Annotated in this window: 16 protein-coding genes and 1 pseudogene; 15 read left to right on the top strand and 2 right to left on the bottom strand. The window is 72.4% G+C overall.

Going from position 1 to position 25,511, the window contains the following annotated elements; translation table 11 throughout:
* Positions 1 to 434: 434 nt before the first annotated feature.
* Positions 435 to 3,644, bottom strand: a complete 3,210-nt coding sequence (locus ACK8N7_RS06995) for an AfsR/SARP family transcriptional regulator (RefSeq protein ID WP_500441505.1) — start codon at positions 3,642 to 3,644, stop codon at positions 435 to 437.
* 219 nt (positions 3,645 to 3,863) lie between these two features.
* Here ACK8N7_RS06995 and ACK8N7_RS07000 point away from each other — a divergent pair, with 219 nt between their 5' ends.
* The 12 genes and pseudogenes from ACK8N7_RS07000 (at position 3,864) to ACK8N7_RS07055 (ending at position 18,275) form a co-directional block, all read left to right on the top strand.
* The gene (locus tag ACK8N7_RS07000; protein ID WP_403211479.1) at positions 3,864 to 4,421 is read left to right on the top strand and encodes a hypothetical protein; all 558 of its coding nucleotides are present in this window, start codon (positions 3,864 to 3,866) and stop codon (positions 4,419 to 4,421) included.
* Positions 4,421 to 5,968, top strand: coding sequence for an outer membrane protein assembly factor BamB family protein (locus ACK8N7_RS07005; protein ID WP_500441507.1), 1,548 nt, complete (start codon positions 4,421 to 4,423; stop codon positions 5,966 to 5,968). Before ACK8N7_RS07000 ends, ACK8N7_RS07005 begins: the two co-directional genes overlap by 1 nt.
* Positions 5,969 to 6,066: 98 nt before the next feature.
* Positions 6,067 to 6,594, top strand: a complete 528-nt coding sequence (locus ACK8N7_RS07010) for a P-loop nucleotide/nucleoside kinase family protein (protein ID WP_500441509.1) — start codon at positions 6,067 to 6,069, stop codon at positions 6,592 to 6,594.
* Positions 6,595 to 6,770: 176 nt separating this feature from the next.
* Positions 6,771 to 8,240, top strand: a complete 1,470-nt coding sequence (locus tag ACK8N7_RS07015; protein ID WP_403211485.1) for an aldehyde dehydrogenase family protein — start codon at positions 6,771 to 6,773, stop codon at positions 8,238 to 8,240.
* The gene (locus tag ACK8N7_RS07020; protein ID WP_500441512.1) at positions 8,228 to 9,835 is read left to right on the top strand and encodes an APC family permease; all 1,608 of its coding nucleotides are present in this window, start codon (positions 8,228 to 8,230) and stop codon (positions 9,833 to 9,835) included. Before ACK8N7_RS07015 ends, ACK8N7_RS07020 begins: the two co-directional genes overlap by 13 nt.
* Positions 9,836 to 9,849: 14 nt before the next feature.
* Positions 9,850 to 11,442 carry a GMC family oxidoreductase gene (locus ACK8N7_RS07025; RefSeq protein ID WP_500441514.1) on the top strand — a complete coding sequence of 531 codons (1,593 nt, stop codon included), beginning with the start codon at positions 9,850 to 9,852 and terminating at the stop codon, positions 11,440 to 11,442.
* A gap of 137 nt (positions 11,443 to 11,579) precedes the next feature.
* Positions 11,580 to 11,762 (top strand): hypothetical protein, encoded by a 183-nt coding sequence (locus tag ACK8N7_RS07030; protein ID WP_500441515.1) that lies wholly within the window; start codon positions 11,580 to 11,582, stop codon positions 11,760 to 11,762.
* On the top strand, positions 11,720 to 12,202 hold the full coding sequence (locus tag ACK8N7_RS07035) for a hypothetical protein (protein ID WP_500441517.1): 483 nt from the start codon (positions 11,720 to 11,722) through the stop codon (positions 12,200 to 12,202). Before ACK8N7_RS07030 ends, ACK8N7_RS07035 begins: the two co-directional genes overlap by 43 nt.
* Before the next feature lie 68 nt (positions 12,203 to 12,270).
* Positions 12,271 to 12,900: an alpha-ketoglutarate-dependent dioxygenase AlkB gene (locus ACK8N7_RS07040; RefSeq protein ID WP_403211493.1), complete on the top strand. Its 630-nt coding sequence runs from the start codon at positions 12,271 to 12,273 to the stop codon at positions 12,898 to 12,900.
* A 116-nt stretch (positions 12,901 to 13,016) separates the two neighbouring features.
* Positions 13,017 to 15,530: a SpoIIE family protein phosphatase gene (locus ACK8N7_RS07045; RefSeq protein ID WP_500441519.1), complete on the top strand. Its 2,514-nt coding sequence runs from the start codon at positions 13,017 to 13,019 to the stop codon at positions 15,528 to 15,530.
* 66 nt (positions 15,531 to 15,596) lie between these two features.
* Positions 15,597 to 16,057, top strand: a pseudogene (locus tag ACK8N7_RS07050) (hypothetical protein); the annotation flags it as partial.
* A gap of 667 nt (positions 16,058 to 16,724) precedes the next feature.
* Positions 16,725 to 18,275 carry a sugar transferase gene (locus ACK8N7_RS07055; protein WP_403211497.1) on the top strand — a complete coding sequence of 517 codons (1,551 nt, stop codon included), beginning with the start codon at positions 16,725 to 16,727 and terminating at the stop codon, positions 18,273 to 18,275.
* Positions 18,276 to 18,346: 71 nt separating this feature from the next.
* Here ACK8N7_RS07055 and ACK8N7_RS07060 read toward each other — a convergent pair whose 3' ends face one another.
* Entirely contained in the window at positions 18,347 to 19,330 is a 984-nt protein-coding gene (locus ACK8N7_RS07060) for a GDP-L-fucose synthase family protein (protein ID WP_403211499.1), read from the bottom strand.
* Between the two features lie 116 nt (positions 19,331 to 19,446).
* Between ACK8N7_RS07060 and gmd the strand changes: the two genes are divergently transcribed.
* The 3 genes from gmd to ACK8N7_RS07075 are packed head-to-tail and all read left to right on the top strand — an operon-like array spanning position 19,447 to position 25,507.
* A complete protein-coding gene (gmd, locus tag ACK8N7_RS07065; protein ID WP_403211501.1) occupies positions 19,447 to 20,460 on the top strand; it encodes a GDP-mannose 4,6-dehydratase in 1,014 nt (337 codons plus the stop codon).
* Entirely contained in the window at positions 20,457 to 23,249 is a 2,793-nt protein-coding gene (locus ACK8N7_RS07070) for a LamG-like jellyroll fold domain-containing protein (RefSeq protein ID WP_500441522.1), read from the top strand. Before gmd ends, ACK8N7_RS07070 begins: the two co-directional genes overlap by 4 nt.
* Positions 23,246 to 25,507: a LamG domain-containing protein gene (locus ACK8N7_RS07075; protein WP_403211505.1), complete on the top strand. Its 2,262-nt coding sequence runs from the start codon at positions 23,246 to 23,248 to the stop codon at positions 25,505 to 25,507. Before ACK8N7_RS07070 ends, ACK8N7_RS07075 begins: the two co-directional genes overlap by 4 nt.
* Positions 25,508 to 25,511 lie beyond the last annotated feature (4 nt).

Genomic DNA, 25,511 nt, shown 5'->3' on the forward strand with positions numbered 1-25,511 from the left:
GGCTCTCGCACGTCCGCGGGCTGCACTGGGGGATCACCGTGTGCTGCTGAGAACGGCAGGTCGGCCACCCGGCCGTATACCGACTTCACCCACCCTGCCGGGACAGAGACCGGCCCCGCACACATCCATGACGGCCCGGCGTCGCAGCGGATGACGCCGAGATGGCCGGTATCCGAACTCCTCGCGCGGGCCGGCAGGAGCAGCGCGCGCTGCCGCTCGTTCAAAACCAGCCACCGATTCGCCCGCGGTACCGGCCGGAAATTCGCGGCGGTCCCATCTTTGCGTATTTCTTTACCCTGTCTTCCGTCCGGAGGCTGCCCCTCTGCGTCCTTCTCTGCCACATCCAAGGGTGAGAAGAGGGAACCGATGAATATCTTTCGCCACGGAGCTCGGACATCTTGATTCTCACCGCCCGCCGGAGGGCGGGACCGCCGTCACTTCTTCTGCTCGCCGGGGCCGCGGGCATCGACAGCTCTCAGCCCGTCGCGCGCCATGGTGTTCTGCCGGGGGTGTTCACCGGCTCCGGGCAGGGCGAGGGCCGTCTCGAATTCGTGCCGGGCCTCGGCACGCCGGCCCGCCGCCGCGTAGGTGCTGCCGAGGCGGACACGGACCTCCATCTCCAGCCAGGTGCTCGCGCCCGGCGTGAGCGTGGACAGGGCCTCGCGGTGGATGTCGACGGCGGAGCGCAGACTGCCCTGGACGTGTTCGGCGGTGGCGAGCCGGGAGAGGCTCGCCGCGTGCAGGGGCAGATCCTCGGCCTCACGGGCCAGTTCGACCGCGCGCCGCAGCAGATGGGTGGCCTCCGCGTGCCGGCCGAGGGCCAGGTGGGCATCGGCGGCGAAGCAGAGGGCGTTGCCGATGGCTCGGGGGCGGCCGTTCTTCTCGGCGATCGCGAGGGCGGCGGCGTAGTGCTCCAGGGCCTGCTCGTGCCGCCCCTGCTGGGAGTGGATCGCCCCGAGGTTGCACAGTGCGATCCCGCTCAGCCAGTCGTCGCCGAGCCGGGGGGCCAGCTCCACCGCCTCGCCCAGGTGGGCGAGGGCCTCCTCGGCATCGCCCAGGATCCACTCCGCGGCCCCCATCCCGGCCACTGCCCGGGCCTGTTCCCGCAGATCGTCCTGGCCCCGGCCGAGGCGCAGCGCTTCGGTGAACCAGGTGTGCGCCTGCGGGAACCGCCCCTGGTAGATGTCGACCATGCCCATGCAGTTGCGCAGCGCGGAGGGCATCCGCCGGTCGGCGGCCAGGTCCGCGCAGGGCAGCGCGAGCTCCAGGACGGCACGGCACTCGGGGTACCGGCCCTGGTGGACCAGGGGGTCGGCCAGGGCTTCGGCGATCCAGCAGGCGTGGTCGAACCGGCCGGCCGCGGCCGCGTACGCCACCACGTCGACCAGTTCGCCGCCCGCCGCCTTCAGCCAGGCCGAGGCTTCCCGCCAGCCCGGGAAGGGGGCGGGGCCGGCGGTGCCGAAGCCGGTCGGGAAGCCGTCGGGGCCCCAGTCGCCGGCGATGCGGCCCGCGGCCGTGTAGAGGTTCAGGACGGCGGTGCGGTACTCGGCGGCCTCCTCGGGCGCTTCGGTGGCGAGGCGCCGCGCGTGTGCCCGTACGAGATCGTGCAGCCGGTAGCGTCCGGGGTGCGGCTGCTGGAGCAGGCTCGCGTCGACCAGGTCCTCCAGGAGCTCCTCGGCTTCCTCCCGGGGGGATCCCAGCATGGCGGCGAGGGTGAGCACATCGAAGCGTGCGGTCGGGGCCAGGCCCAACGCCCGGAATCCACGCCGTAGTTCGGGCGTCAGCTGGTCGTACGACATCCGGAAGGCGGCCTCCACGCTGCGGTCCCCGGCACGCAGCTCGCCAAGGCTGCGCACATCGTCGGACATCCGGCCGGCCAGGAACGCCAGGGTCCAGGACGGGCGGTTCTGCAGCCTGGCGCTCGCGATGCGCAGCGCCAGGGGCAGGCCGCCGCACCGCCGGGCAAGCTCGGCCGCCTCCTCCGGCTCACGGTCCGCCCGGGACTCCCCGATCAGCTCCCGGAGCAGGCCGACCGCGTCGCCCGTGTCCAGCGGCTCCACGGTGAGCCGCAGATCGGCGTCGAGGCCGAGCAGGCGTTGCCGGCCCGCCACCAGGACCCGGCTCCCCGGTCCGGCGGGCAGGAGCGGACGCACCTGGGCGGCGCTGCGGGCATCGTCGACGACCAGGAGCAGCCGCAGCTCACTCGTGGCCGCACGCCAGGCCGCCACCAGGTCCGCCACATCGTCCAGGTCGTCCGGGATCTCGTCCCCGCTGCCCCGGACCGCGCGCAGCAGCCGGCGCAGGGCCCGCTCCGGGCCGACGCCCTCGTGGGCGGCGCCGTGGGTGTGCAGGTCCACGAAGAGGCAGCCGTCGGGGTAGGCGTCACCGAGCGCCCGGGCGGCGCGCACCACCAGGGCGGTCTTGCCGACGCCCGCCGTGCCGTCGACCGCCACCACGGAGACGCCTTTCGGGGACACCGGGGCGGTGAGCAGGGCGAGTTCCTCCTCCCGGCCGACCAGACAGGCGGTGTCGCCGGGGAGGTCGTTACGGCGGACACGGGCGCGGGGGCGGGGCCGGGGACGGGCGCGGCCTGCTTGACCGGACCCTTCGGACCGGCCGGGCGCGGCAGGATGACCGGGCCCACCGGGATGACCGGGTCCGTCGGGATGACCGGCTCCCTCGGGCAGGCGCCGCCCGGCCAATGAGCCCTCGGCCTCGGCGGCCCCGGGATCGGCCTCGACGTCCCCGGGATCGGCCTCGACTGCCCCGCGAGCCGGCTCCACACCCCCCGCAGCCGGCGCCCCGGCAGCCGACGGCCCCGCCGGACGGCCGAGCAGCAGATGGTCGTCCCGGCGCAAAACCGCCTGGTGCACCCGGCGCAGCTCCTCGCCGGGCTCCATGCCCAGCTCGTCCAGGAGCCGGCGCCGCGTCTCCCGGTAGAGGTCCAGCGCCTCGGCCTGGCGCCCGCTGCCGTACAGCGCGCGCATCCGCAGGCCGGCGAGCGGCTCGTCGTGCGGCTGGGCCAGGGGCGCCGCCATCAGGGCGTCCAGGGCCTCCGGGTGGCGCCCGAGCAGCACCAGGCACTCCGCCCGGTCCTGGTGCACGGTGCGCCGCTGCCGGGCAAGGCGTTCGCGCTCGGTGCCGGCGAGCGGCCCGGGCAGGCCGGGCATCGGCTCACCGCGGAACAGCTCCAGGGCGCGGCCGCTCCGCACGAGCGCCGTGTCGAGGTCACCGGCGGCCTTCGCTCGGTGGATGCGGTCGACCTGTTCGGCGAGGTCGCCCAGGTCGGTCGACACCCCCTCGGGCACGAAGCGGTAGCCGCCGCGCCCGCCGCGGATCACCGACCGGGCGGCCCCGGCGCCCGCCACGTCCATCGCCTTGCGCAGGGAGTAGACGTAGCTCGACAGGACCCGGTGGCCGGTACCGGGGGTTTCCGCTCCCCATACGTCGTCCAGCAGTTGCCGGTACGTCACGAAGGCCGGCGCCCGCAGGATCAGGGCCGCGAGGACGGCCTGCCGTCGTACCGGGCCGAGTGCGATCGGCGCCGCGCCCCGACTCGCGCTGACCGGCCCGAGCAGGTCGATCCGCACCTGCTCGCCCGTATCGGCCCGGCTCGCGGCCGAACCCCCCGCATCCATACCCATGCCCATGTCAAGTCCCCACGTCCCCCGTGCGCCTCGTGCGCACCGTGCCCCGCGCAGCCCCCGCGTCCCCCGCGTCCCCCGCTTCAGCGATATTTCGTCGGCATTTCAGCGCGCCGCGACAGAGTTTGCCAGGTTGCGCCGGTGTCGGCGCCGTCGGGGCGCCGGCCCGGTCGCCCGGTGAACACGGGCGACCGGGCCGGTGGAAGAAAGGAAAACAGCATGTCGCACGGCAATCGCGCCCCCGGGTCACAGCCCACCCGCCGGGGTGCGCGGTGGGAGCGCTACCGGGTCGCCCGCCCATTCTCCGCCCAGGACCTGGCGGGCCTGTGGGGGCTGATCGTGGGCGTCGTGGCCCTTGCCCTCCTGCTCGGCTGGGCGCTGGAGATGAGGGGCGGCACGGTCATCGTCCTGGCGATCCCCTTCATCATCTCCTGGTACGAGAAGCGGCGTACCGCCTTCCAGTTCGACGCGGCCGGCGCCCGGTTCGGCGAGCTGCTGCTGCCGTGGCCGGACGTCACCCAGTTCGTCGTGGCCACGGTGCCGGGCGACGAACACACTCTGATCGGCGCACGGTTGAGTCCCGGCGCGACCCTGCCACCGGGCGCGAACGGCCCCGCACCGCACCCGGCCATGCCCGCCCCGGTCCATGTCGCCGTCCCCCGTGCCAAGTTCGACCTGGACAAGATGGTCCGCAAGGCCCACAAGTACGCCCCGCAGCACATCCAGATCGTCGTCGCCGAGCCGTCCGGTGAACGCGTCGCCTCCCGGGCCAACTGATGCCGCGCCCGTCACAGCCCTGGGAGCTGCCGCCCCCGGAGCACCGGCCGGTGCCCGGCAACCCGTACGCGGCCGAGGGCTTCGGCCCCCCGGTGGAACCGCCGCGCCGCAGGCGCTCCGGCAAGGTGCCGCTGATAGCCGCGGCCGTCGTCCTGCTGCTCCTGGCGGCCGGTGGCGGGGTGTACGCCGTCACCGACGGCAGGTGGGGCGACTCCGCCGCGCCCGCCGCGAAGAGGACGCCACCCGCCTCGGAGACACCGTCCGCTCCCCCGGCCTCCACGGTCCCCACACCCGAACCGAAGCGGATCCCGACGTCGGCGGAGATCAACGCCGGGCGCAAGCCGGGCGAGGCGACGGCGTGGGTCGTCGACGACCGGACCGATCTGCCGGGGCGGAGCATCCTGCTCCACGATCTGTGGGTCGTCGGTGACACCGTCGTCCAGGCCATGCACAGAAAGGTCACCGCCTACCGTCTGTCGGACGGCGCCGAGGTGTGGAGCGTGCCGCTGCCTGCCCCCGTCTGCGAGACGCCGGTCGATCCGACCCCTGACGGCAAGGTCGTCGTGGTGTACAAGAACAGCCAGGCCGTGAACGGGAACCGGTGCAACCAGCTCCAGATGATCGATCTGCGGACCGGGAAGGCGGGGTGGCAGCGAGAGCTGACCGAGACCGGGTCCCTGGACGACACGATCATCGTGCACACGGCCATCAGCGGCGATGTCCTCGCGGTCGTCCAGGGCATGACGGCCGCCGCCTACCGGGTCGACGACGGCACCGAGCTCTACGACATCCCCATGGAGAATCCCGGGAAGTGCTACCCCGACGACGTGGCGGGCGGCCCCCGGCTCCTGGTGAGCTCCAACTGCGCGATGGGCGCCGACCGGAGCAAGTCGTACAGCCAGCTCCGCGAGATCGACCCGCGCACCGGGAAGGTCCACTGGCGCTTCCGGACCCAGTCGGGCTGGAAGGCCGGCAAGGTGCTCTCCGTCGCCCCCGTCGTCCTCACCACCCTCGACACCGCGGACATCATCGGCAACTGGCGGATCGTCGCCCTGGGGGCCGGCGGCAAGCTCCGTACCACCATCGACGCCCGGCCGAAGGGCTTCAAGTACTGCGGCGACTCGGGCGACTCGGGCCAGGGCATCCAGAACTGCCCGGGCATGGTCGCCGGCAGGAACGCCGTCCATGTGGGCGGCACCGGGCAGGTCGGCGCCTATGACCTCGCCACCGGGAAACTCGTCTGGGGCGTGAAGTCCGAGGGAAGCACCCTCCACCCCCTGCGTGAGGAGAACGGCAGCTCCGCACTCGTCTACGAGGCGTCCCGGCCGGGCCGGGAGGGCGGGATCATCCGGTTCGGCCCGGGTGGCGTGGACACGAAGAAGCAGGTGCTGCTCCACCCGCAGTCGGCCCGTCCCACCGAGCACGCCATGCTCGCCGGGCGCCTGGCCTACGTGAACGGCCGGATCGTCATCACGCCGTCGATCGTGAGCGGCAAGGACACCGAACGCGAGGCCCGCATGATGTCGTTCGCCCCGGAGAACCCCTGAGCGTACGGAACGGACGCCGGCCCGGGGCGTACGCGCGAAGGAGTGCGCGTACGCCCCGGGCCGGTGCGCCCGTCGCCGCCTGCGGCATCCCGGGCGCAATGTTCACCGTCATCGGCGGACTCCCCGGCACCGGCAGGACCACCCTGGCGCGGCTCCTGGCCGCGCGCATCGGCGCCGTCCACCTGCGCGTCGACACGATCGAGCAGGCGATCGTCCGCTCGGGCCTGGCCCGGCATCCCGTCGGGCCGGCCGGCTACACGGTGGGATACGCCCTGGCCTCCGAGCACCTGCAGCAGTGCCCGACCGTGATCGCGGAATCCGTGAACCCCCTGGCCGTCACGCGTGACGCCTGGCGGGAGGCGGGCACCGGGGCGGGCGTTCGGGTCGTCGAGGTCGAAGTGGTCTGCTCGGACCCCGCCGAGCACCGGCACCGCCTGGCCACCAGCTCCTGCGACATCCCGGAGCTGCCGCTGCCCGACTGGCAGCAGGTCCTCGACCGCGACTACGAGCCCTGGGGCCGGGAGCACGTCGTCGTCGACACCGCGGGGCAGGCCCCGCAGGAGTTCCTCGTATCGCTGGTGAACCGGCTCGGTGAACCGGGCGGGGCGGAGCCGGGTCCCCGGTAAGGAGGCGGAGTCCGGGAAGCGACTTCCCCGGGGAGGCGGAAGAACGGTCCGGTCGGCCGCGCCCGCGCTGCGCGCACGGCCGCCCGCCCTTACTGTCTGTCCTGGAGCCGCGACAGAAGGTGCCGGAGTGCCGGCGCCCGGCGGGCCGCCCGACCCACCCCGTACAGGAGGAGCCCATGCCGGAGCTGTTCATCGGCGGCCGGTGGACCGCCGCCGCCGACGCGGGCACGCGGGAGATCCGCTGCCCGGCCGACGGCACCCTGGTGGCCACCGTCGACGAGGGCGGGCGCAAGGACGCCGACGCGGCCGTCGCCGCCGCCCGGGCCGCCTTCGACGACGGGCCCTGGCCCGGTACGCCGGCCGCCGAGCGCGGGCGGCTGCTGCTGCGGGTCGCGGAGCTGCTGGAGCGCGACAAGGACCTCTTCGCGCGGGCCGAGTCCCTGGACACGGGCAAGCGGCTGGTCGAGAGCGCCTACGACATGGCCGACATCGCCAACTGCTTCCGCTACTTCGGCAACCTGGTCGCCGCCGGGTCCACCGACCGGGTCGTCGACACCGGGATCGCGGACGTCGACAGCCGGATCGTGCACGAACCGGTCGGCGTCTGCGCGCTCATCACCCCGTGGAACTACCCACTGCTCCAGACGGCCTGGAAGGTCGCCCCGGCGCTCGCGGCCGGCAACACCTTCATCCTCAAGCCCAGCGAGCTGACCCCGCACACAGCCGTCCTGCTCATGGGGCTGCTCGTCGAGGCCGAGCTGCCGGAGGGGGTCGCCAATCTGGTGCTCGGGGCGGGCGCGGCCGTGGGTGCGCCGCTCACCGAGGATCCGCGGGTCGACATGGTGTCGTTCACCGGCGGGCTCACCACCGGGCGGGCCATCATGGCGGCCGCCGCGCCCACGGTGAAGAAGGTGGCCCTGGAGCTCGGCGGCAAGAACCCGAACATCGTCTTCGCCGACGCCGACTTCGAGACCGCCGTCGACTACGGGCTGATGGCGGTCTTCCTCCACTCCGGCCAGGTCTGCTCGGCCGGGGCGCGGCTCCTCGTCCAGGACGAGCTGCACGACCGGTTCGTGGACGAGCTGGTGGCGCGGGCGCGCCGGATCAGGCTCGGCGGCCCCTTCGACGAGGAGGCCCGCAGCGGTCCGCTGATCTCCGCCGCCCATCGCGACAAGGTCGAGGCGTACGTGGCCGAGGGCATCGCCGAGGGCGCGGTACTGCGCTGCGGCGGCGCGCGGCCGGACGATCCGGCGCTGGCGGACGGCTTCTACTACCCGCCGACCGTGCTGGACGAGTGCACCTCCTCGATGTCGGTGGTGCGGGACGAGTCGTTCGGTCCGGTGCTCACGGTGGAGCGGTTCCGGGACGAGGACGAGGCGGTGCGGCTGGCCAACGACACGGTGTACGGGCTGGCCGGGGCGGTCTGGACGCAGGACGGCGGGCGCGCCCACCGGGTGGCCTCGCGGCTGCGGGCGGGCACCGTGTGGATCAACGACTTCCACCCCTACGTACCGCAGGCGGAGTGGGGCGGCATGAAGCAGTCCGGCTTCGGCCGCGAGCTGGGTCCGGCCGGTCTCGCCGAGTACCAGGAGGCCAAGCACATCTGGCGCAATGTCGCCGCGACCCCCCAGCGTTGGTTCGAGTGAGTACGGGTACGGGCCCGGGGCCCGGCTCCGCCCCCGGAAGCGGTGACAGGACCCAGACCCAGCACGACGACGACGCGCTCGGGGAGATGGGCTACCGGCCCGAACTCAAGCGCACCCTGGGCAACTTCCACACCTTCGCGGCCGGGATCAGCTACATCTCGATCCTGACCGGCACCTTCCAGCTGTTCTACTTCGGCGTCAGCTTCGGCGGTCCCGCCTACTGGTGGTCCTGGCCGATGGTCTTCTGCGGGCAGCTGATGGTGGCCCTGTGCTTCTGCGAGCTGGCGGCCCGCTATCCGGTGGCCGGTTCGGTCTACAACTGGGCGAAGAAGATGGGCGGCCCGCATGTGGGCTGGCTCGGCGGCTGGATGATGATGACGGCCACCATGGTCACGCTCTCTGCGGTGGCGCTGGCCTACCAGATCACGCTGCCGCAGATCGACAGCTGGTTCCAGTTCGTCGGCGACGGCAGCGGAAAGAACGACCAGGCGGCCAACGCGGTCCTCCTCGGCACGGTGCTCATCCTCTTCTCCACGCTGGTGAACGCGTTCGGGGTCAAGCTGATGGCCCGGATCAACTCCGCGGGCGTCTTCATCGAGCTGATCGCGGCCGTCGCCCTGATCGTCTTCCTGGCGGCCCACATCACCCGCGGCCCCAGCACCGCCCTGACGGAGACGTACGGCCTCGGCAGCGGCCAGTCGCTGGGCTACTTCGGCGCGTTCCTCACCGCCTCGCTGGCCTCGGCCTATGTGATGTACGGCTTCGACACGGCGTCCTCGCTCGGTGAGGAGTCGCACAACCCGGGCCGCAACGCGCCCCGCGCCATCCTGCGGGCGCTCATCGCGTCCTTCACGATCGGCGCGTTCATCCTTCTCTTCGCCCTGCTGGCGGTGCCGGACCTGCAGGCCGAGGAGCTGTCCACGGGCGGTCTGCAGTACGTGGTGCTGGCGACGCTCGGCGACACGGTCGGGGAGATCTTCCTCTGGGCGGTGGTCGTCGCGATCACCGTCTGCGTGCTGGCCGTGCAGGCGGCGGGGATCCGGCTGATGTTCGCCATGGCGCGGGACAACAACCTGCCCGCGGGATCGAAGCTGGCCAAGGTCAGCCCCCGCTTCCAGACGCCCGTGGCGCCCGCCGTGCTGATCGGGGTGGTGGGCGTGGTGATCCTGGTGGTGAACATCAACCAGCCGCAGATCTTCTCGGTGATCACCAGCATCGCGATCATCATGATCTACGTGGCCTATCTGCTGGTCACCGTGCCCATGCTGCTGCGGCGGCTGCGCGGTACGTGGGAGCCGCGCGAGGGCGCGTTCTCGCTGGGCCGCTGGGGGCTGCCGGTCAACGTCCTCGCGGTGCTCTGGGGCACGGCCATGTCCCTCAACCTGGCCTGGCCGCGCGCCGAGGTCTACAACGCGACCGGCCCGCAGCACTGGTACCTGCGGTGGGGCGCGTTCCTGTTCATCGGCGTCGTCGCGCTCGGCGGCTTCGCCTACTACTGGTTCTTCCAGCGGCACCGTACGGGAGTGCTCGCCGAGCACCGTTTCGAGGCCGAGGACCCCACCGCTCCCCCTCCCCCGACGACGCCCGACCGCTGAATCCTGGAGACGCGATGCCCGAAGAGAGCCCTGTGCCCACGTACGACTACGTCGTGGTCGGCGGCGGTACGGCCGGTGCCGTCGTCGCCGCCCGGCTCACCGAGGACCCGGCCGTCACCGTCTGCGTACTGGAAGCGGGCCCCTCGGACGTCGGCGACGACAGCATCCTGCGGCTGGACCGGTGGATGGCGCTGCTGGAGTCCGGCTACGACTGGGACTACCCGGTGGAGCCCCAGGAGAACGGCAACAGCTTCATGCGGCACGCCCGCGCCAAGGTGCTCGGCGGCTGCTCCTCGCACAACTCGTGCATCGCCTTCTGGGCCCCGGCCGAGGATCTCGACGAGTGGGGTGCCCGGGGCTGCACCGGGTGGAGCGCGGCGGACTGCTTCCCGCTCTACAAGCGGCTGGAGACCAACGACGCGCCCGGCGACCACCACGGCCGCTCCGGCCCGGTCACCCTCCGGACGGTCCCGGCGGACGACCCGTGCGGTACGGCGCTCCTGGCGGCCTGCGCCGAGGCCGGGATCCCCACCACCCCGTTCAACACGGGCACCACGGTGGTCCGGGGCGCGCACTGGTTCCAGATCAACGCCCGCGAGGACGGGACCCGTTCCTCGGCCTCGGTCTCGTACCTGCATCCGGTCCTCGGGAAGCGGCCCAACCTGGAGCTGCGGACGGGGCTCCAGGCGAAGCGCCTGCTGTTCGACGGCGAGGGCGGGCAGCGGTGCACCGGGGTGGAGTACCTGGAGCCCGACACCGTCCACAGCGGCAGGGTGCACGCCCGGCGCGAGGTGGTCGTCGCCTGTGGTGCGATCGACTCCCCCAAACTGCTGATGCTCTCCGGGATCGGTCCGGCCGGCCATCTGCGGGAGACCGGGGTGGAGGTCCGGGTGGACTCCCCCGGCGTCGGCTCGCACCTCCAGGACCACCCGGAGGGCGTGATCATGTGGGAGGCGAAGCAGCCCATGGTCACCTCCTCCACCCAGTGGTGGGAGATCGGGATCTTCGCCGACACGGAACCGGACCTGGACCGGCCGGACCTGATGTTCCACTACGGCTCGGTGCCGTTCGACCTGAACACCTACCGGCGCGGCTACCCCACCTCGGAGAACGCGTTCTGCCTCACCCCGAACGTCACCAGGGCCCGCTCCCGGGGCACGGTCCGGCTGCGCACCCGGGACTTCCGGGACAAGCCCCGGGTCGATCCGCGCTACTTCACCGACGAGCACGACGTACGGGTGATGACGTACGGGCTCCGCCTCGCGCGGGACATCGTCGCGCGGCCGCCGATGGCCGCCTGGGCGGGCACCGAGCTGGCCCCGGGGGCGGGCGCCACCACGGACGCGGAGCTGTTCGACTACATCCGCGAGACCCACAACACGGTCTACCACCCGGCGGGCACGGTACGGATGGGTCCGGCGGACGACCCGGACTCGCCGCTCGATCCGCAGCTGCGGGTCAAGGGGGTCACGGGGCTGCGGGTGGCCGACGCATCCGTCATGCCGGTGCTGACCACGGCCAACCCGTGCATCACGACGATGATGATCGGCGAGAAGTGCGCCGACCTCATCAAGGGGGAGCTGAGGCCCGCCGTCCAGGGGACCTGAGCCCGTTCGCGTGGGCCGCACCCGGGAGGGGTGCCCACGGTGGTGAGTAGTCTTCTTCTCGCAGCAGAACCCCGCCGTACGTGCCTACCTGGCCGCCGAGGCGGGAGAGCGCAGGGTGGACGCCTTCGCGTTCGGTGGTGGCCAACCGGCCGTTCCTGCTGTTCGCCGCTGCCATGACCGGCTCCTACGTGCTCACGTTCCAGGTGTATCTCGCCCTCCCCCTCGCGGCGGGGGACTCCCTGGGAGTGAACGCCACGAAGGTGACCACCGGTCTCTCGTGGTCTCCGCCGCGGTGGCGGTCGCCGGGCAACTGCGCCTGACGGCCTGGGCGAAGGGCCGCCGGAGCACGCACCAAGCCCTTGCGGCCGGGCTCTCCTGCATGGGCCTGGCCTTCGTCCCCCTCGCGTTCACCCCGCGGGACTCCCCCGTGATGACCCACGTCGCCCTGGTGACCCCGGTTGCCCTCCTCGCGGTCGGCGGGGCGATCGTCCATCCGTTCGAGATGGACACCGTGGTCGCCCTGTGCGACAACCGGCTGGTCGCCACCCACTACGGGCTGTACAACACGCTCTCCGGTGTGGGGATCACGCTGGGCAATCCGGCGGTCGGGGCCCTGTGGGACTTCGCACAGGTCCACCGGGCGGCCTGGCTGACCTGGGTGGTTCTCGTGGCGGTGGGATTCGGGTGTGCGGTCTCGGTCACCGTGCTGGCACGCAGCGGCGGACTCGCCGGCCGGGAGGTCGCCCAGGCGGCCGGCTGAGCATCGGGGGCACGTCACCCTTCCCCATCCCATTCGCACACCTGTACGAATAGCGTTACGCTCGTGCCATGGCCGTACACCTGCAGACCTCGCTCTTCGACCAGGGGGACGAGGTCGCCGTCCGCCCCCTCGGCGGGGTGCGCCGGGAGCATCTCGGCCACGGCGCCTGGATCGACGTACTCCCGCAGTGGCTCCAAGGGGCCGACGCCCTGTTCGAGACCCTGGCGGGCGCCGTGGCCTGGCGGGCGGAGCAGCGGGTGATGTACGAGCGGGTGGTGGCCGTCCCCCGCCTGCTGGCCTTCTTCGGCCGCAGCGATCCCCTGCCGCACCCCGCGCTCGACGACGCCCGTACGGCGCTGGGCGCGCACTACGGGGCCGAGCTCGGCGAACCCTTCACCACGGCCGGGCTCTGCTACTACCGGGACGGCCGGGACGGGGTCGCCTGGCACGGTGACACGATCGGCCGAGGCTCCACCGAGGACACCATGGTCGCGATCCTCTCCCTGGGAGCCCCCCGGCACCTCGCGCTGCGGCCCCGCCGTCCGGGCCCCGCCCCCGTACGCAGACCGCTCGGGCACGGCGACCTGATCGTCATGGGCGGCAGCTGCCAGCGCACCTGGGAGCACGCGGTCCCGAAGACGGCACGGGCGGTGGGGCCGCGGATCAGCGTCCAGTTCCGGCCCGACGGCGTGCGCTGACCGCACCGGCGGGTGCCGGAAGCCGCCCCTATCGGCCGTGGCGCGGGCGTACCGCAGTTGTGCCTGCCGGGGCCAGGGCGGATTCTGAAGACCATGGACCAGGCCGGTGTGGCGCGGTGAGCGCGACCAGAGCGGCGGATGCCGCCGACTTCCGTGGCCCCCTGGACATCGCCAGGGCGGCCACGGTGGTCCTGGACGGCCGTGACACGGTCATCGGGTGGAGTCCCGCCGCCGCCGAGCTGCTGGGCTACGGCCCGGACGAGGCCGCCGGACGGCCCCTGAGCGCGTTCCTGTCGCCCCTGCCCGTCGACCGGCCCCTCCCGGCCGCATCGGACCGCCCGGGCCCCGCGGACCGCCCGGACCCCGGCCCGTCCTCCGGCAACGAGATCCGCCTCGCGCGTCACCGGGACGGCCGGGAGCTGCTGGTGGCGACCACGATGTGCCCGCTGGCGGGTGCGGCCGGAGGTGACGCGGCCGAAGCCCCGGGACGGGTTCTGGTGGCGGCGGAGCTCGGGGCGCTGCGGCAGTGGGAGTCCCAGCTCGCCCTGCTGCAGGGGCTCGCCACCCAGTCGCCCGTGGGCCTGGCGATCTACGACACCCGCCTCCGGCTGACCTGGAGCAACACCGCCTACGAGCGGGAGATCGGCAAGCCGCTCGCCAAGTACCGGGGGCAGCGGGCCGACCAGCTGTACTCCGGGGGCCGTTTCGTCACCCCGGGGTACCCGCAGACGCTCGACGCCGTGATGCACCACGTGCTGGACACCGGCGAACCCATCCTCGACCTGCACTTCCAGGGGCGGCCGCCCAGCGACCCCGGGACGGAGCACCTGTGGTCGTGCTCCTACTACCGGCTGGAGGACGCCCACGGGCATGTGTTCGGGGTCTGCGAGGACGCCTTCGACATCTCCGACCGCTACCGCGCCCAGCAGCGTCTCGCCCTGCTCGTGGAGGTCGGCCGCCGGATCGGCACGGTCCTGGACGTGGTCACCACGGCCGAGGAGATCGCCGAGATGACCGTGCCGGAGTTCGCCTCCGCCGTACGGGTCGACATCGCACGGGTGACGGTGATGAGCGGGGAGCTGCCACCGTCCGGGAGCTCGGCGGCCATGGATCTCCTGCGGGTCGGTGAGCACTCCGTGGACCCGGGGATGGCCGATCCGGGCGAGCCGCTGTACCCGGGCGCGCCGGGGACCCAGGCACACCGATATCCCCCGGTCGCCTATCCGCCGGGTTCACCGCAGGACCGCAGCCTGGCCTCCGGCGGGCTCGTGCTCGACGACAACACCCTGGTCGTCCCGTTGCGGGTCGGCGGCAGTGTGCTCGGGCTCGTCACCTTCCTGCGGAGTCCGCGCCCCGACACCCCCGGCCGTACGGTCGCCCACGGTCCGGCGAACACGTTCGACAACGGCGAGGTCGCCCTGGCCGACGAGCTGGCGGCCCGGGCCGCGGTCTGCATCGACAACGCCCGCCGCTTCACCCGGGAACGCTCCGCCTCCCTCGCCCTCCAGCGCCAGCTGCTGCCCCACCATGTGCCGCCGCAGTCCGCGGTCGACATCGCCTACCGCTATCTGCCGTCGGACGATGTGACGGGGGTCGGGGGTGACTGGTTCGACGTGATCCCGCTCTCCGGGACCCGGGTGGGCCTGGTGGTCGGGGACGTGGTCGGCCACGGCCTCCAGGCGGCCGCCACCATGGGGCGGCTCCGCACGAGCGTGCGCGCCTTCGCCCAGCTGGACATGGCCCCCGACGAACTGCTGACCCGGCTGGACGACCTGGTGGGACAGCCGCTGGAGGAGCGGCCGGGCACCCGGAACGGCCCGGCATCGGACGCGTACGACGAACTGACCACGGGGGCGACCTGCCTGTACGCGGTGTACGACCCGGTCTCGCGGCGGTGCGTCATGGCCCGGGCCGGGCATCTGCCGCCGGCCGTGGTGCACCCCGACGGCCGGGTCATGTTCCCGGATCTGCCGGCCGGGCCGCCGCTGGGGCTGGGGGGCCTGCCCTTCGAGTCCATGGAGATCGAGCTGCCGGTGGGGAGCCTGCTGGCGCTGTTCACGGACGGTCTGGTGGAGGCCCGCGACCACGACATCGACCAGGGACTCGACGCGCTGGGCCGGGTGCTCGGCGCCCCCGGCACCTCGCTGGAGGAGCTGTGCGACCGGGCCGTCCTCGAGCTGGTGCCGGACGCCACGACCGCCGACGACACGGCCCTCCTCCTCGCCCGCACCCGCCAGTTGGACGAGGGGCAGGTCGCCGAGTGGGAACTGCCGGCGGCGGCGGTGGCCGTGGGCCGCGCGCGGGAGCTGGCCACCCGTCAACTGGGCCTCTGGGGCCTGGAGGAGCTGTCGTTCGCCACCGAACTGGTCGTCAGCGAACTGGTCACCAACGCGGTCCGGTACGCGGGCGGGCCGCTGCGGCTGCGTCTCATCCGGGACCGGACCCTGCTCTGCGAGGTCGCGGACACCGGGCACACCTCGCCGCATCTGCGCCACAGCGCCGAGGACGACGAGGGCGGGCGCGGGCTGTTCATCGTCGCCCAGCTCGTCCAGCGGTGGGGCACGCGTTACACCCCGGCCGGGAAGACCATCTGGACGGAACAAGCCTTTCCGCCGGTCGAGTTCGGCTGAATCTGATCGCTAAGTCGACTGGGTGTCCGTGGTTCTGGTTCCGATGCCGAGAAAGGTGCTCATTCGATGAGTGCTGTTCCCTCCACCCGTACCGTCGCCCGCACAGGCCTCACCCTCTTCTCCGCCGCCGCCCTGGCGCTCTCCCTCGCCTCCCCGCCGCCGCGGCGACCGGGACCCGCACGATCACCGACGGGGGCACCACGTACAACCTGTCGCTGACCGCCCCGAACACGGCGACCGCCACCGGGCAGAACATCACCGTCACCGGCAGCGGTTACAACCCCGGCCAGGGCGTCTACGTCAGCCTCTGTGTGGTGGACGGGGCGCAGGGCGCCAACAAGCCCTCCCCGTGTCTCGGCGGCCAGGACGAGTCCGGCACGACCGGAGCCTCCCACTGGGTCTCCAGCCTGGGCGGCGGCCTCCCCAACACCTCGCCGTTCGGCGCCGGCGGCACCTTCAGCGTGCCGATACACGTCAAGGGCGACCTCGGCGGCGGCAACGACGGCACAACGGGTTGCGCCGATACCGGTAGTGACGGATCGACAGGTGGCGGCAGCCCCGGCGGCAGCACCGATGGGGGCTCCTCCGCCGGGGCGTCCGGCTCCTCCGGCGACTCCGGTTCCCCGGCAGGCTCCACCGGCTCCACGGTGGGCGGCGGCAGCGCCGGGGGCACCACCGGCACGGGGACGACGTCCGGCGGCAGCCTGGCGGCGACCGGGATCACTGTGATCTCGGCAACTCTCCTTGCGGCGGCACTCCTTGGCGGCGGGCTGCTGATCCACCGCCGGGCCAGGAGGCGCACGACCGGCCTCGCCCGACCCCGTGGGCGCCCCCTTGCCACCCCGGGGGGCCGTCCACGGACCACGAACCCCCTGGCAGCGCAGGTCGCCGCCATGGGGTTCGTGCTTGCGCTCCGGCGTGCGCCGGAGTGAGAGCCTCCGCCTCGGGCCGCCGGGAACCGCACCCCACAAGCGCTTGCCCAGCCGTTGATCCGTCAACAACCGCCCCTCATAGGCGAGATCAGCTGGTTACGGCAGATCGCGGGTGTCTGAACCGAGCCGTCTGAACTTCACGAGAACTCCAGCGAAATGGCACGTGTGTGGATATCGTGCACCGAGCGAGGGCGCATCCGTCAGTCCATGGGATCGACGGATGCGTCCCGTTTGTGGGGGTGCGACTGTGACTGGGGGGTTCATGGGGCATGTCGAAATACCGGAAACTGACATATCCGGGCCGGTGGGGCTCCGGGGCGCGCCGCGTCCCCGCACCGCCGCGTCCCGGAATCGCACGGCGGCCCTGGAACAGCTGTGGAGGGCCCCGACAGCAGAGCGCGACCCGGCCGAGCGGGCTCCGGCCCGCCGGAAGCCGGGGCACCATCCGTCGGTAGGCGCGCTGACCGACCTGATAGGGCTGGCCGGGCCGGCCTGGCTGCTGCTGCACCTGGGCGAGCAGCCCCGCCCGTGGGTGGCCGCGGCGGTGGCCGGCGCGGTGTGGACCGGTTTACGCGGTGCGCGGGGGCGGTACGCGGACCCGGTGCGGGCCGAGGCGGGCGGCGCGTTCGGCGCCCTCGGCGACTGGCTGGTGCTCCTCGGGGTCCTGGCCGTCCTGCACGCGGCGGCGGGGGGTTCCGTCGACCCGGCCACGGCTGTCGTGGCCGTGGCGCCGGGACTGCTGGTCGCCACCGCCGTGGAGGGGCTGCGGCGCTGGCCCCGCACCGCACGCCGGGGCCGGGCGGTGCGCCGGGTGCTGCTGGTGGGTGAGGCCGCGGGCCTGGACCGGGCGGCCGAGCAGCTCAACTCCCGTACCGACCACGCCTATCGGCTGGTTGCCGCGATCCCGGTCGGGCCCGCCCGGCCGGGGTACGAGGGGGTGCAGGTGCCGGGGCGGCTCGCCTCCGCCCCCGCGGACGACGATGTGACGACGGTGCTCGGCGGGGCCTACGCCCACGAGGCCGATCTGGTGCTGGTGGCTCCCGGGCCGCGGCTGACCGGCGACCGGCTGCGGCGGCTGGGCTGGGGGCTGCACGACGCGGGCGTCGCCCTGTGCGTGGTCTCCGAGCTCTCCGGCGTCGCGGCCGGCCGGGTCCGCCCGGTGACGGCGGCCGGGCTCACCCTGCTGCACATCGCGCCGCCGCTGCGCGGTGGCCCGCAGGGGGTGCTCAAAGCCGCGCTGGACCGCAGCGGCGCCCTGTTCGGGCTGCTGGTGCTCTCACCCCTGCTGCTCGCGGTGGCCCTGAGCGTGCGGTTCTCCTCGCGCGGTCCGGTCTTCCACCGGCAGATCCGGCAGGGGCAGCACAACCGGCCCTTCACCATGTGGAAGTTCCGCACGATGGTGGCGGACGCGGAGGCGCGCAAGGAGCAGCTCACCGAGGACAACGAGGTCGACGGACCGCTCTTCAAGATGCGCAGGGACCCCCGGGTGACGCCGGTTGGACGGGCCCTGCGCCGGACCTCGATCGACGAACTCCCGCAGCTGTTCAACGTGTTGCTGGGGCAGATGTCCCTGGTGGGGCCCCGGCCCCCGCTCCCCGAGGAGGCGTCCCGGTACGACGAGCGGGAGCACCGCAGGCTCGCCGTGAAACCGGGGCTGACCGGGCTGTGGCAGGTCAGCGGGCGCTCGGACCTGTCCTGGCAGGAGACCGTCTCGCTGGACCTCTGGTACGTCGACAACTGGTCGGTGGCCACGGACATGGGGCTCCTCGCCCGTACGGTGCGCGCCGTCACCGACGGCCGCGGGGCCTACTGAGAACGGCGGGCCCGACGATGCGAGGAACCCCCGTGCGCCACTGCGCGGCCGGCACGCGCAGTGGCGAACGGTCAGGCGGCGGGTGCGAGTTGTCCCAGCCACCAGGCGTAGGTGCGGGCGATGCCGTCGCGCAGCGGGATCTGCGGCTTGAAGCCGAGGGAGGTCAGGCGGGAGACGTCGAGCAGCTTGCGGGGGGTGCCGTCGGGCTTCGAGGTGTCCCAGCCGATCCTTCCCTGATAGCCCGTCACCTCGGCGACTTTCTCGGCGAGTTCGCGGATGGTGAGGTCCTCGCCGCAGCCGATGTTGACGGGCGCGTCACCGTCGTACGCCTCCAGCAGGCGTACGCAGGCGGCGGCCAGGTCGTCGACGTGGAGGAACTCGCGGCGCGGCGAGCCGGAGCCCCACAGGGTGACCTCCTCCGCCCCGTCGCGCTGCGCCTCGTGGAAGCGGCGGATCAGCGCGGGCAGGACGTGCGAGGTCTCCAGGTCGAAGTTGTCGCCCGGCCCGTAGAGATTGGTGGGCATGGCGCTGATGTAGGAGGCGCCGTACTGCCGGCGGTAGGACTGGGTCTGGACGATTCCGGCGATCTTGGCCAGCGCGTAGGCCTCGTTGGTGGGCTCCAGCTCCCCGGTGAGCAGCGACTCCTCGCGGATCGGCTGGGGGGCGAGCCGGGGGTAGATGCACGACGAGCCGAGGAAGAGCAGCCGCTCGGTCCCGGCCGCGTGCGCCCCTGCGATCACGCTGAGCTGGATGCGCAGGTTGTCCTCCAGGAACTGCACCGGGTAGGTGCTGTTGGCCATGATCCCGCCCACCTTGGCGGCGGCCAGCACCACGGCGTCCGGGCGGATGTCCCGCAGATACGTCTCGGTCCGCGCGGCGTCGCGCAGGTCGAGGAGGTCACGGCCGCGGGTGAGGACCTCGTGGCCGTCGTCGGCGAGGCGGCGGGCCACCGCCGAGCCGACCAGTCCGCGGTGGCCCGCGACGAATATGCGGGAGCCGGGGCGCAGTAGGGGACGGGCGGATTCCTGGCGTGGGACGGGGAGTTCGGTCGTCATGGCTCGGATTGTGCCAGCAGTAACGGACTGCGGTGATGTTTTGCCGCAGAACGCTCCAATTCCGATATGTCGGTGACCTGTTCGTCGCACAGGCGGACAGCAGAGAAGGGGGAATCGTGGCGAAGACCGCGCTCATCACGGGAGTGACCGGCCAGGACGGCTCGTACCTGGCGGAGTTGCTGCTCGACAAGGGGTATACGGTCCATGGCCTGATACGCCGGTCGTCGAGCTTCAACACCGAGCGGATCGACCACATCTACCAGGGTCCCGAGGAGCCGGAGCGCTCCTTCGTCCTGCATCACGCGGACCTCACCGACGGTGTGGCGCTGGTGAACCTGTTGCGCGACATCCAGCCCGACGAGGTCTACAACCTGGGCGCCCAGTCCCATGTGCGGGTCTCCTTCGACGCCCCGCTCTACACCGGTGACGTCACCGGGCTCGGCACCATCCGGCTCCTGGAGGCGGTCCGGGCCAGCGGGATCCAGACCCGGATCTACCAGGCGTCGTCCTCCGAGATGTTCGGCGCCAGCCCGCCGCCGCAGAACGAGAAGACCCCGTTCCACCCGCGCAGCCCGTACAGCGTGGCGAAGGTCTACTCGTACTGGGCGACGGTCAACTACCGCGAGGCGTACGACATGTTCGCCGTCAACGGGATCCTCTTCAACCATGAGTCGCCGCGCCGCGGTGAGACCTTCGTGACCCGGAAGATCACCCGGGGCGTCGCCCGGATCAAGGCCGGCCTCCAGGACCGGCTGCACCTGGGCAACCTGGACGCGATCCGGGACTGGGGGTACGCGCCGGAGTACGTGGACGCCATGTGGCGGATGCTCCAGTGCGAAACCCCGGACGACTACGTGGTGGCGACCGGGGAGGGGGTCAGCGTCCGGCAGTTCCTGGAGTTCGCCTTCGAGCACGCGGGCCTCGACTGGGCCGAGCATGTGCGGTACGACCCGAAGTACGAACGCCCCAGCGAGGTGGACGCGTTGATCGGTGACGCGTCCAAGGCCGAGGACCTGCTGAGCTGGAAGCCCGAGGTGAAGTCGCGGGAGCTGGCCCGGATCATGGTCGACGCGGACATCCGCCTGCTCTCGGACCAGCTGACCGGGGCCGCCGTCCGGGTGGACAGATGAGGGGGGCGGGGGGTCGAGGACGTACTCTGCGCGGCGGTGTCCTCACCGCGGTCCTCGCGCTGGCCGCCGGGGTGCTCGCCCCGGTGGCCGCCGCGCCACCGGCGGCCGCACTGACCGACCCGGTCGGCTTCACCGCCGACCAGCTGCCCACCTACCAGACCAACGGGATCGTGTGGGCGCTGGCGGAGGCGAACGGGGTCGTCTACGCGGGCGGCACCTTCTCCGCCGTCCGCCCGGCCGGAACGCCCTCCGGAGGCAGCTCCACGCCCGCCGTCAACTTCGCGGCCTTCAACGCGGCGACCGGGGCTCCGGCCGGCTGCCCGCTCTCCTTCACCCGGAGCGGCGGCACCGCCACCGTGCGGGCGCTCGCCGTGTCGCCGGACAGGTCGACGCTGTACGTGGGCGGGTACTTCAACGCGGTCAACGGGACGAGCGCCAACGGGCTGGTCGCCGTCGACACGGCCACCTGCACGCGGCGGGCGGGGTTCGCGCCGGACTTCTCGGCGACGGTCCGCGCGCTGGACGTGGCGCCGAACGGCACGGTCCACGCGGGCGGCGACTTCCAGTCGGTGAACGGGCAGACCCGGCGCTTCTTCGGCGCGGTGACCCCGGCGGGTGCCGTGACCGGGTGGAATCCGGACGCGGACGACCCGGGGCGGACCCTGAGGGTGACGCCGGACGGGCAGTCGGTGCTGATCGGCGGTGACTTCTTCACCGTGGGCGGCGCCAACTCCCATGCGATCGCGGTGACAAGCGCCACGACCGGATCACTCACCCGGGGCTATCCGAACAACTTCATCCCGTCCACCGCCGTCATCAAGGACATCGTCACGGACTCCGCGTCCGGCGGCTGGTACGCGGCCGGTGAGGGCCGGGGCGGCAACTCCTTCGACGGCCGGCTCGCGATGGAGCTGGACGGCTTCGGCCAGCGCTGGCGGGACACCTGCCAGGGGGCGACGCAGGCGCTGCGGGTCTACAAGAGGGTGCTCTACGCGGCGAGCCATGTGCACGACTGCTCGACCATGGGCGGCTTCCCCAACCAGGCGCGCAAGCACCTCACCGCGCAGGGCGTCGACGACCCGGCGCTGCTGGGCTGGCTGCCCGACACGAACGACGGGATCGGGGAGCCGGTCGGGCCGCGCGCACTGACCGTCGCCACCCGCGACGGCCGTGACTTCCTGTGGGTGGGCGGGGAGTTCACCACCGTCAACGGGGTGCAGCAGCAGGCGCTGACCCGGTTCGCCAGCACCCCGGACACCGGTGCGCCGAGCCTTCCCGCGGCCAGTGTGTCGGCGCCGCGCGCCGGTGAGGTGCGGGTGAGCTGGCGGTCCGCGCTGGACCTGGACGACAGTCTGCTGACGTACCGGGTGTACCGGAACGGGGGTGCGCTGCCGGTGCACACCACGACCGGCTCGTCCCTCTTCTCCAGCCGCCCGCAACTGACCTTCACCGACCGGAACGTGGCCGCCGGGCAGACGTACTCCTACCGGATCACGGCGACCGACGGCGCCGGCAACACCAGCGCGCTCTCCCCCGCCGTCTCCGTGACCGCCGCCTCCTCCGCCTCCCCGTACCAGGAGCGGGTGCTGGCCGACGGGGCTGATCTGTACTGGCGTTACGACGAGCCGGGCGGGGCGTTCGCGGCGGACGCGTCGGGCAGCGGCAACGGCGGGGTGTACGTGAACACCCCCACGTACCGGGCCACGCCCTCCGCCGTCGCCGGTTCGGCCGCGCTCTCGCTGAACGGCAGCGACGAGTACGTGTACAGCGACCGGCTGCACCGCTACAGCTCACCCACCCCGTACTCCATCGAGACGTGGTTCCGTACGACGTCGACGAGCGGCGGGCGGCTCGTCGGGTACGGCAACAACATCGGTACCGCGCAGGGTCACACGAGCTCCGTCTCCGACAAGCTGCTCTACCTCACCGACAACGGGCGGCTCGCGTTCGGAGTCCAGGTCGGCAGCACCAACAGCCGCCCGACCCTGACCAGTTCGGCGAGCTTCAACGACGGGCAGTGGCACCACGCCGTCGCCACCCAAGGGCCCGGCGGGATGGCGCTGTACGTGGACGGGGTGCGGGTCTCCTCCAACACGACCGCGGGGAACCGCTCGTACAACGGGTACTGGCGGGTCGGCGGTGACGCGATGAACAACGCCTGGCCGAACCGGCCCTCCAGCACCTACTTCGCCGGCCAGGTCGACGAGAGCGCGATCTACCCGTCGGCGCTGACGCCCGCCCAGGTCGCCGCCCACCACGAGCTGGCGCAGGCGCCCGTCCCGCCCGGCGACACCACGCTGAACGTCCTGCCCGACGAGGACGCGTACGTGAACGGCGTGGCGGCCAACGCGAACTACAACGACCAGCAGCTGGCCTCCCGGGGCATCACGCCCTACCTGGGCTATCTGCGCTTCACCCTGCCCGCCGCCCCGGCCGGGCAGGTCCTCAAGGGGGCCCGGCTCCAGTTCCGTACGTCGTCGGATCCGACGGCGGGCTCCACCGACAGCCACACCGTGGTGCCGGTCACCGGCGCCTGGACCGAGTCGGCGGTCACCTACAACTCCCGGCCGGCGCTCTCCGCGTCCGTGCTGGGGAACATAACCGGCGCAACCGCCGTCTCCACCGACTACTCGGTGGAGCTCACCGCGCCGGCACTGGGCGGGGCCCTCGGCTCCGCCTACTCACTCGCCCTGACCAGCAGCGGGACGGACAGTCTCCGCATCTGGTCGGGCGAGGCAGGATCGGCGGCCTCCAGGCCGCAGCTCGTTCTCACCTTCGGAGCTGAATGATGAACGGAAGTACGGGGCAAAGATCCGGAGGACGCGGCAGTGTTCGGGCCGCCTCCGCCGCTCTCTGCCTGCTGGCCGGAGCCCTGACCGCCACGGCGGTCGGGGGTTCCCCGGCAGCGGCGCTGACCCCTCCGGTGGCCATCACCGCGGACGACCTCTCCACCTGGCAGACCAACGGCATCGTCTGGTCGATGGCGGCCGGCGACGGCGTCGTCTACGCGGGCGGCACCTTCTCCACCCTGCGGCCGCCCAATGCCGCACCCGGCACCGGTGAGCAGCCCGCGGTGAACTTCGCCGCCTTCGACGCTGCGACCGGGGCGCCCACCGACTGCTCACTGTCGTTCACGATCTCCTCGGGGACCGCGACCGTACGCTCCCTCGCGCTCTCCCCCGACGGGGAAACGCTGTACGCGGGCGGCCAGTTCGGGGCGGTGAACGGGGAAGGGGTCAGCAACTTCGCTGCCATCGACACCGCCACCTGCACCGTCCGCAACGACTTCAAGATCGCCGTCTCGGCCACCGTGCGGGCGCTCGCCGTCACGTCCGACACGGTCTATCTGGCCGGCGACTTCACCAGCGTCGGAGGCCAGAGCAGGAGCCATTTCGCGGCCGTCTCCACCGCCGGGGCCTCGCTCCTGCCGTTCAGGGCCGACGCCGACGAGGTGGCCCGGGCCGTCGAGCTGACCCCGGACGGGCAGAACGTGCTGCTCGGCGGGGACTTCTTCCGGATCAACGGCACCACCACCCACGCCCTGGCCGTGGTGAACGCCACCACCGGCCAGCTCACCAAGACCTACGCGGGGTTCATCCACAACAACTCCACCGTCCAGGACATCACCACCGACGCCACCGGCTTCTACACCGCCAACGAGGGCAGCGGCGGTGGGGTGTTCGACGGCCGGATCGCCCTGAACCTGAGCGACTTCCAGCAGCGGTGGCGCGACACCTGCCTGGGCGCCACCCAGGCCGTGGCGGTCTACTCCGGAGTGCTCTACAGCGGCAGCCACGCCCACGACTGCTCCTCCATGGGCTCCTTCCCGGACCAGCCGCGCAAGCACCTGCTGGCCCAGTCGGTCGACGACCCGACGCTGCTGCCCTGGTTCCCGGACACCAACGACGGCATCGGGGAGCCGGTCGGTCCGCGGGTGATGACCCAGGCCGCCAAGGACGACCGCCACTACCTGTGGGTCGGCGGCGAGTTCACCACCGTCAACAGCGCCCCCCAGCAGGGGCTGACCCGGTTCTCGGACGCCCCGGACACCGGGGCGCCCTGGGTGCCCAACGTCAGCCTGTCGACGCTGAATCCGGGCAAGGTCGAGGTGAACTGGCAGACCAGCTTCGACACCGACGACGGTGAGCTGACCTACCGGATCTACAAGGACGGGTCGAACACCCCCATCCACACCACGACCGGCTACTCGGTCTTCTGGAACCGGCCGCAGCTGAGCTGGACGGACACCGACGTCGTACCGGGCGAGACCTACTCGTACCGGATCACCGCGAGCGACGGCACCAACACCAGCGCCAAGTCCCCGGCCCAGTCCGCCACCGTGGCCACCACGACCGAGGCCTACCCCGCCCGGGTCAAGGCCGACGGGGCCACCCTCTACTGGCGCTACGACGAGGGCACCTCCACCTTCGCCCACGACAGCAGCGGCAACCTCAACAACGGGTTCCTGCGCAACGGCCCCGCCTACCGGCAGACCCCGGCGGCCGTCGCCGGGCCGTCCACCGCGATCGGGTTCAACGGCACCGACGAATACGCGTACAGCAACCGTCAGCACGCCCAGCCGACCCGCTTCTCGGTGGAGACCTGGATCAAGACCACCACCACCCGGGGCGGAAAGATCATCGGCTTCGGGAACCTGAACCAGCAGAACAGCACCCGCCACGACAAGCACGTCTACATGCGCAACGACGGGCGCCTCGTGTTCGGCACCCAGAGCGGCGGGACGCGCACCATCGCCACCTCGGCCGCCTACAACGACGGCCAGTGGCACCACGTCGTCGCCACCCAGGGCCCCCTGGGCCAGGGAATGTCGCTGTACGTCGACGGGCAGCTGCGCGCGTCGAACATCCTGTACTCCACCAACGAGAACTACCCGGGGTACTGGCGGGTCGGCGGGGACAACCTGTCCGGCTGGCCGAACCGTCCCACGAGCAACTTCTTCGACGGGGAGATCGACGAGACCGCCGTCTATCCGACCGCGCTGACCGGTTCCCAGGTCAGTGCGCACTACGCCCTGAGGAACAGCTGATCCG

Origin of the sequence: Streptomyces griseobrunneus, from assembly GCF_046713465.1 — a bacterium.
Lineage (GTDB): Bacteria > Actinomycetota > Actinomycetes > Streptomycetales > Streptomycetaceae > Streptomyces > Streptomyces microflavus.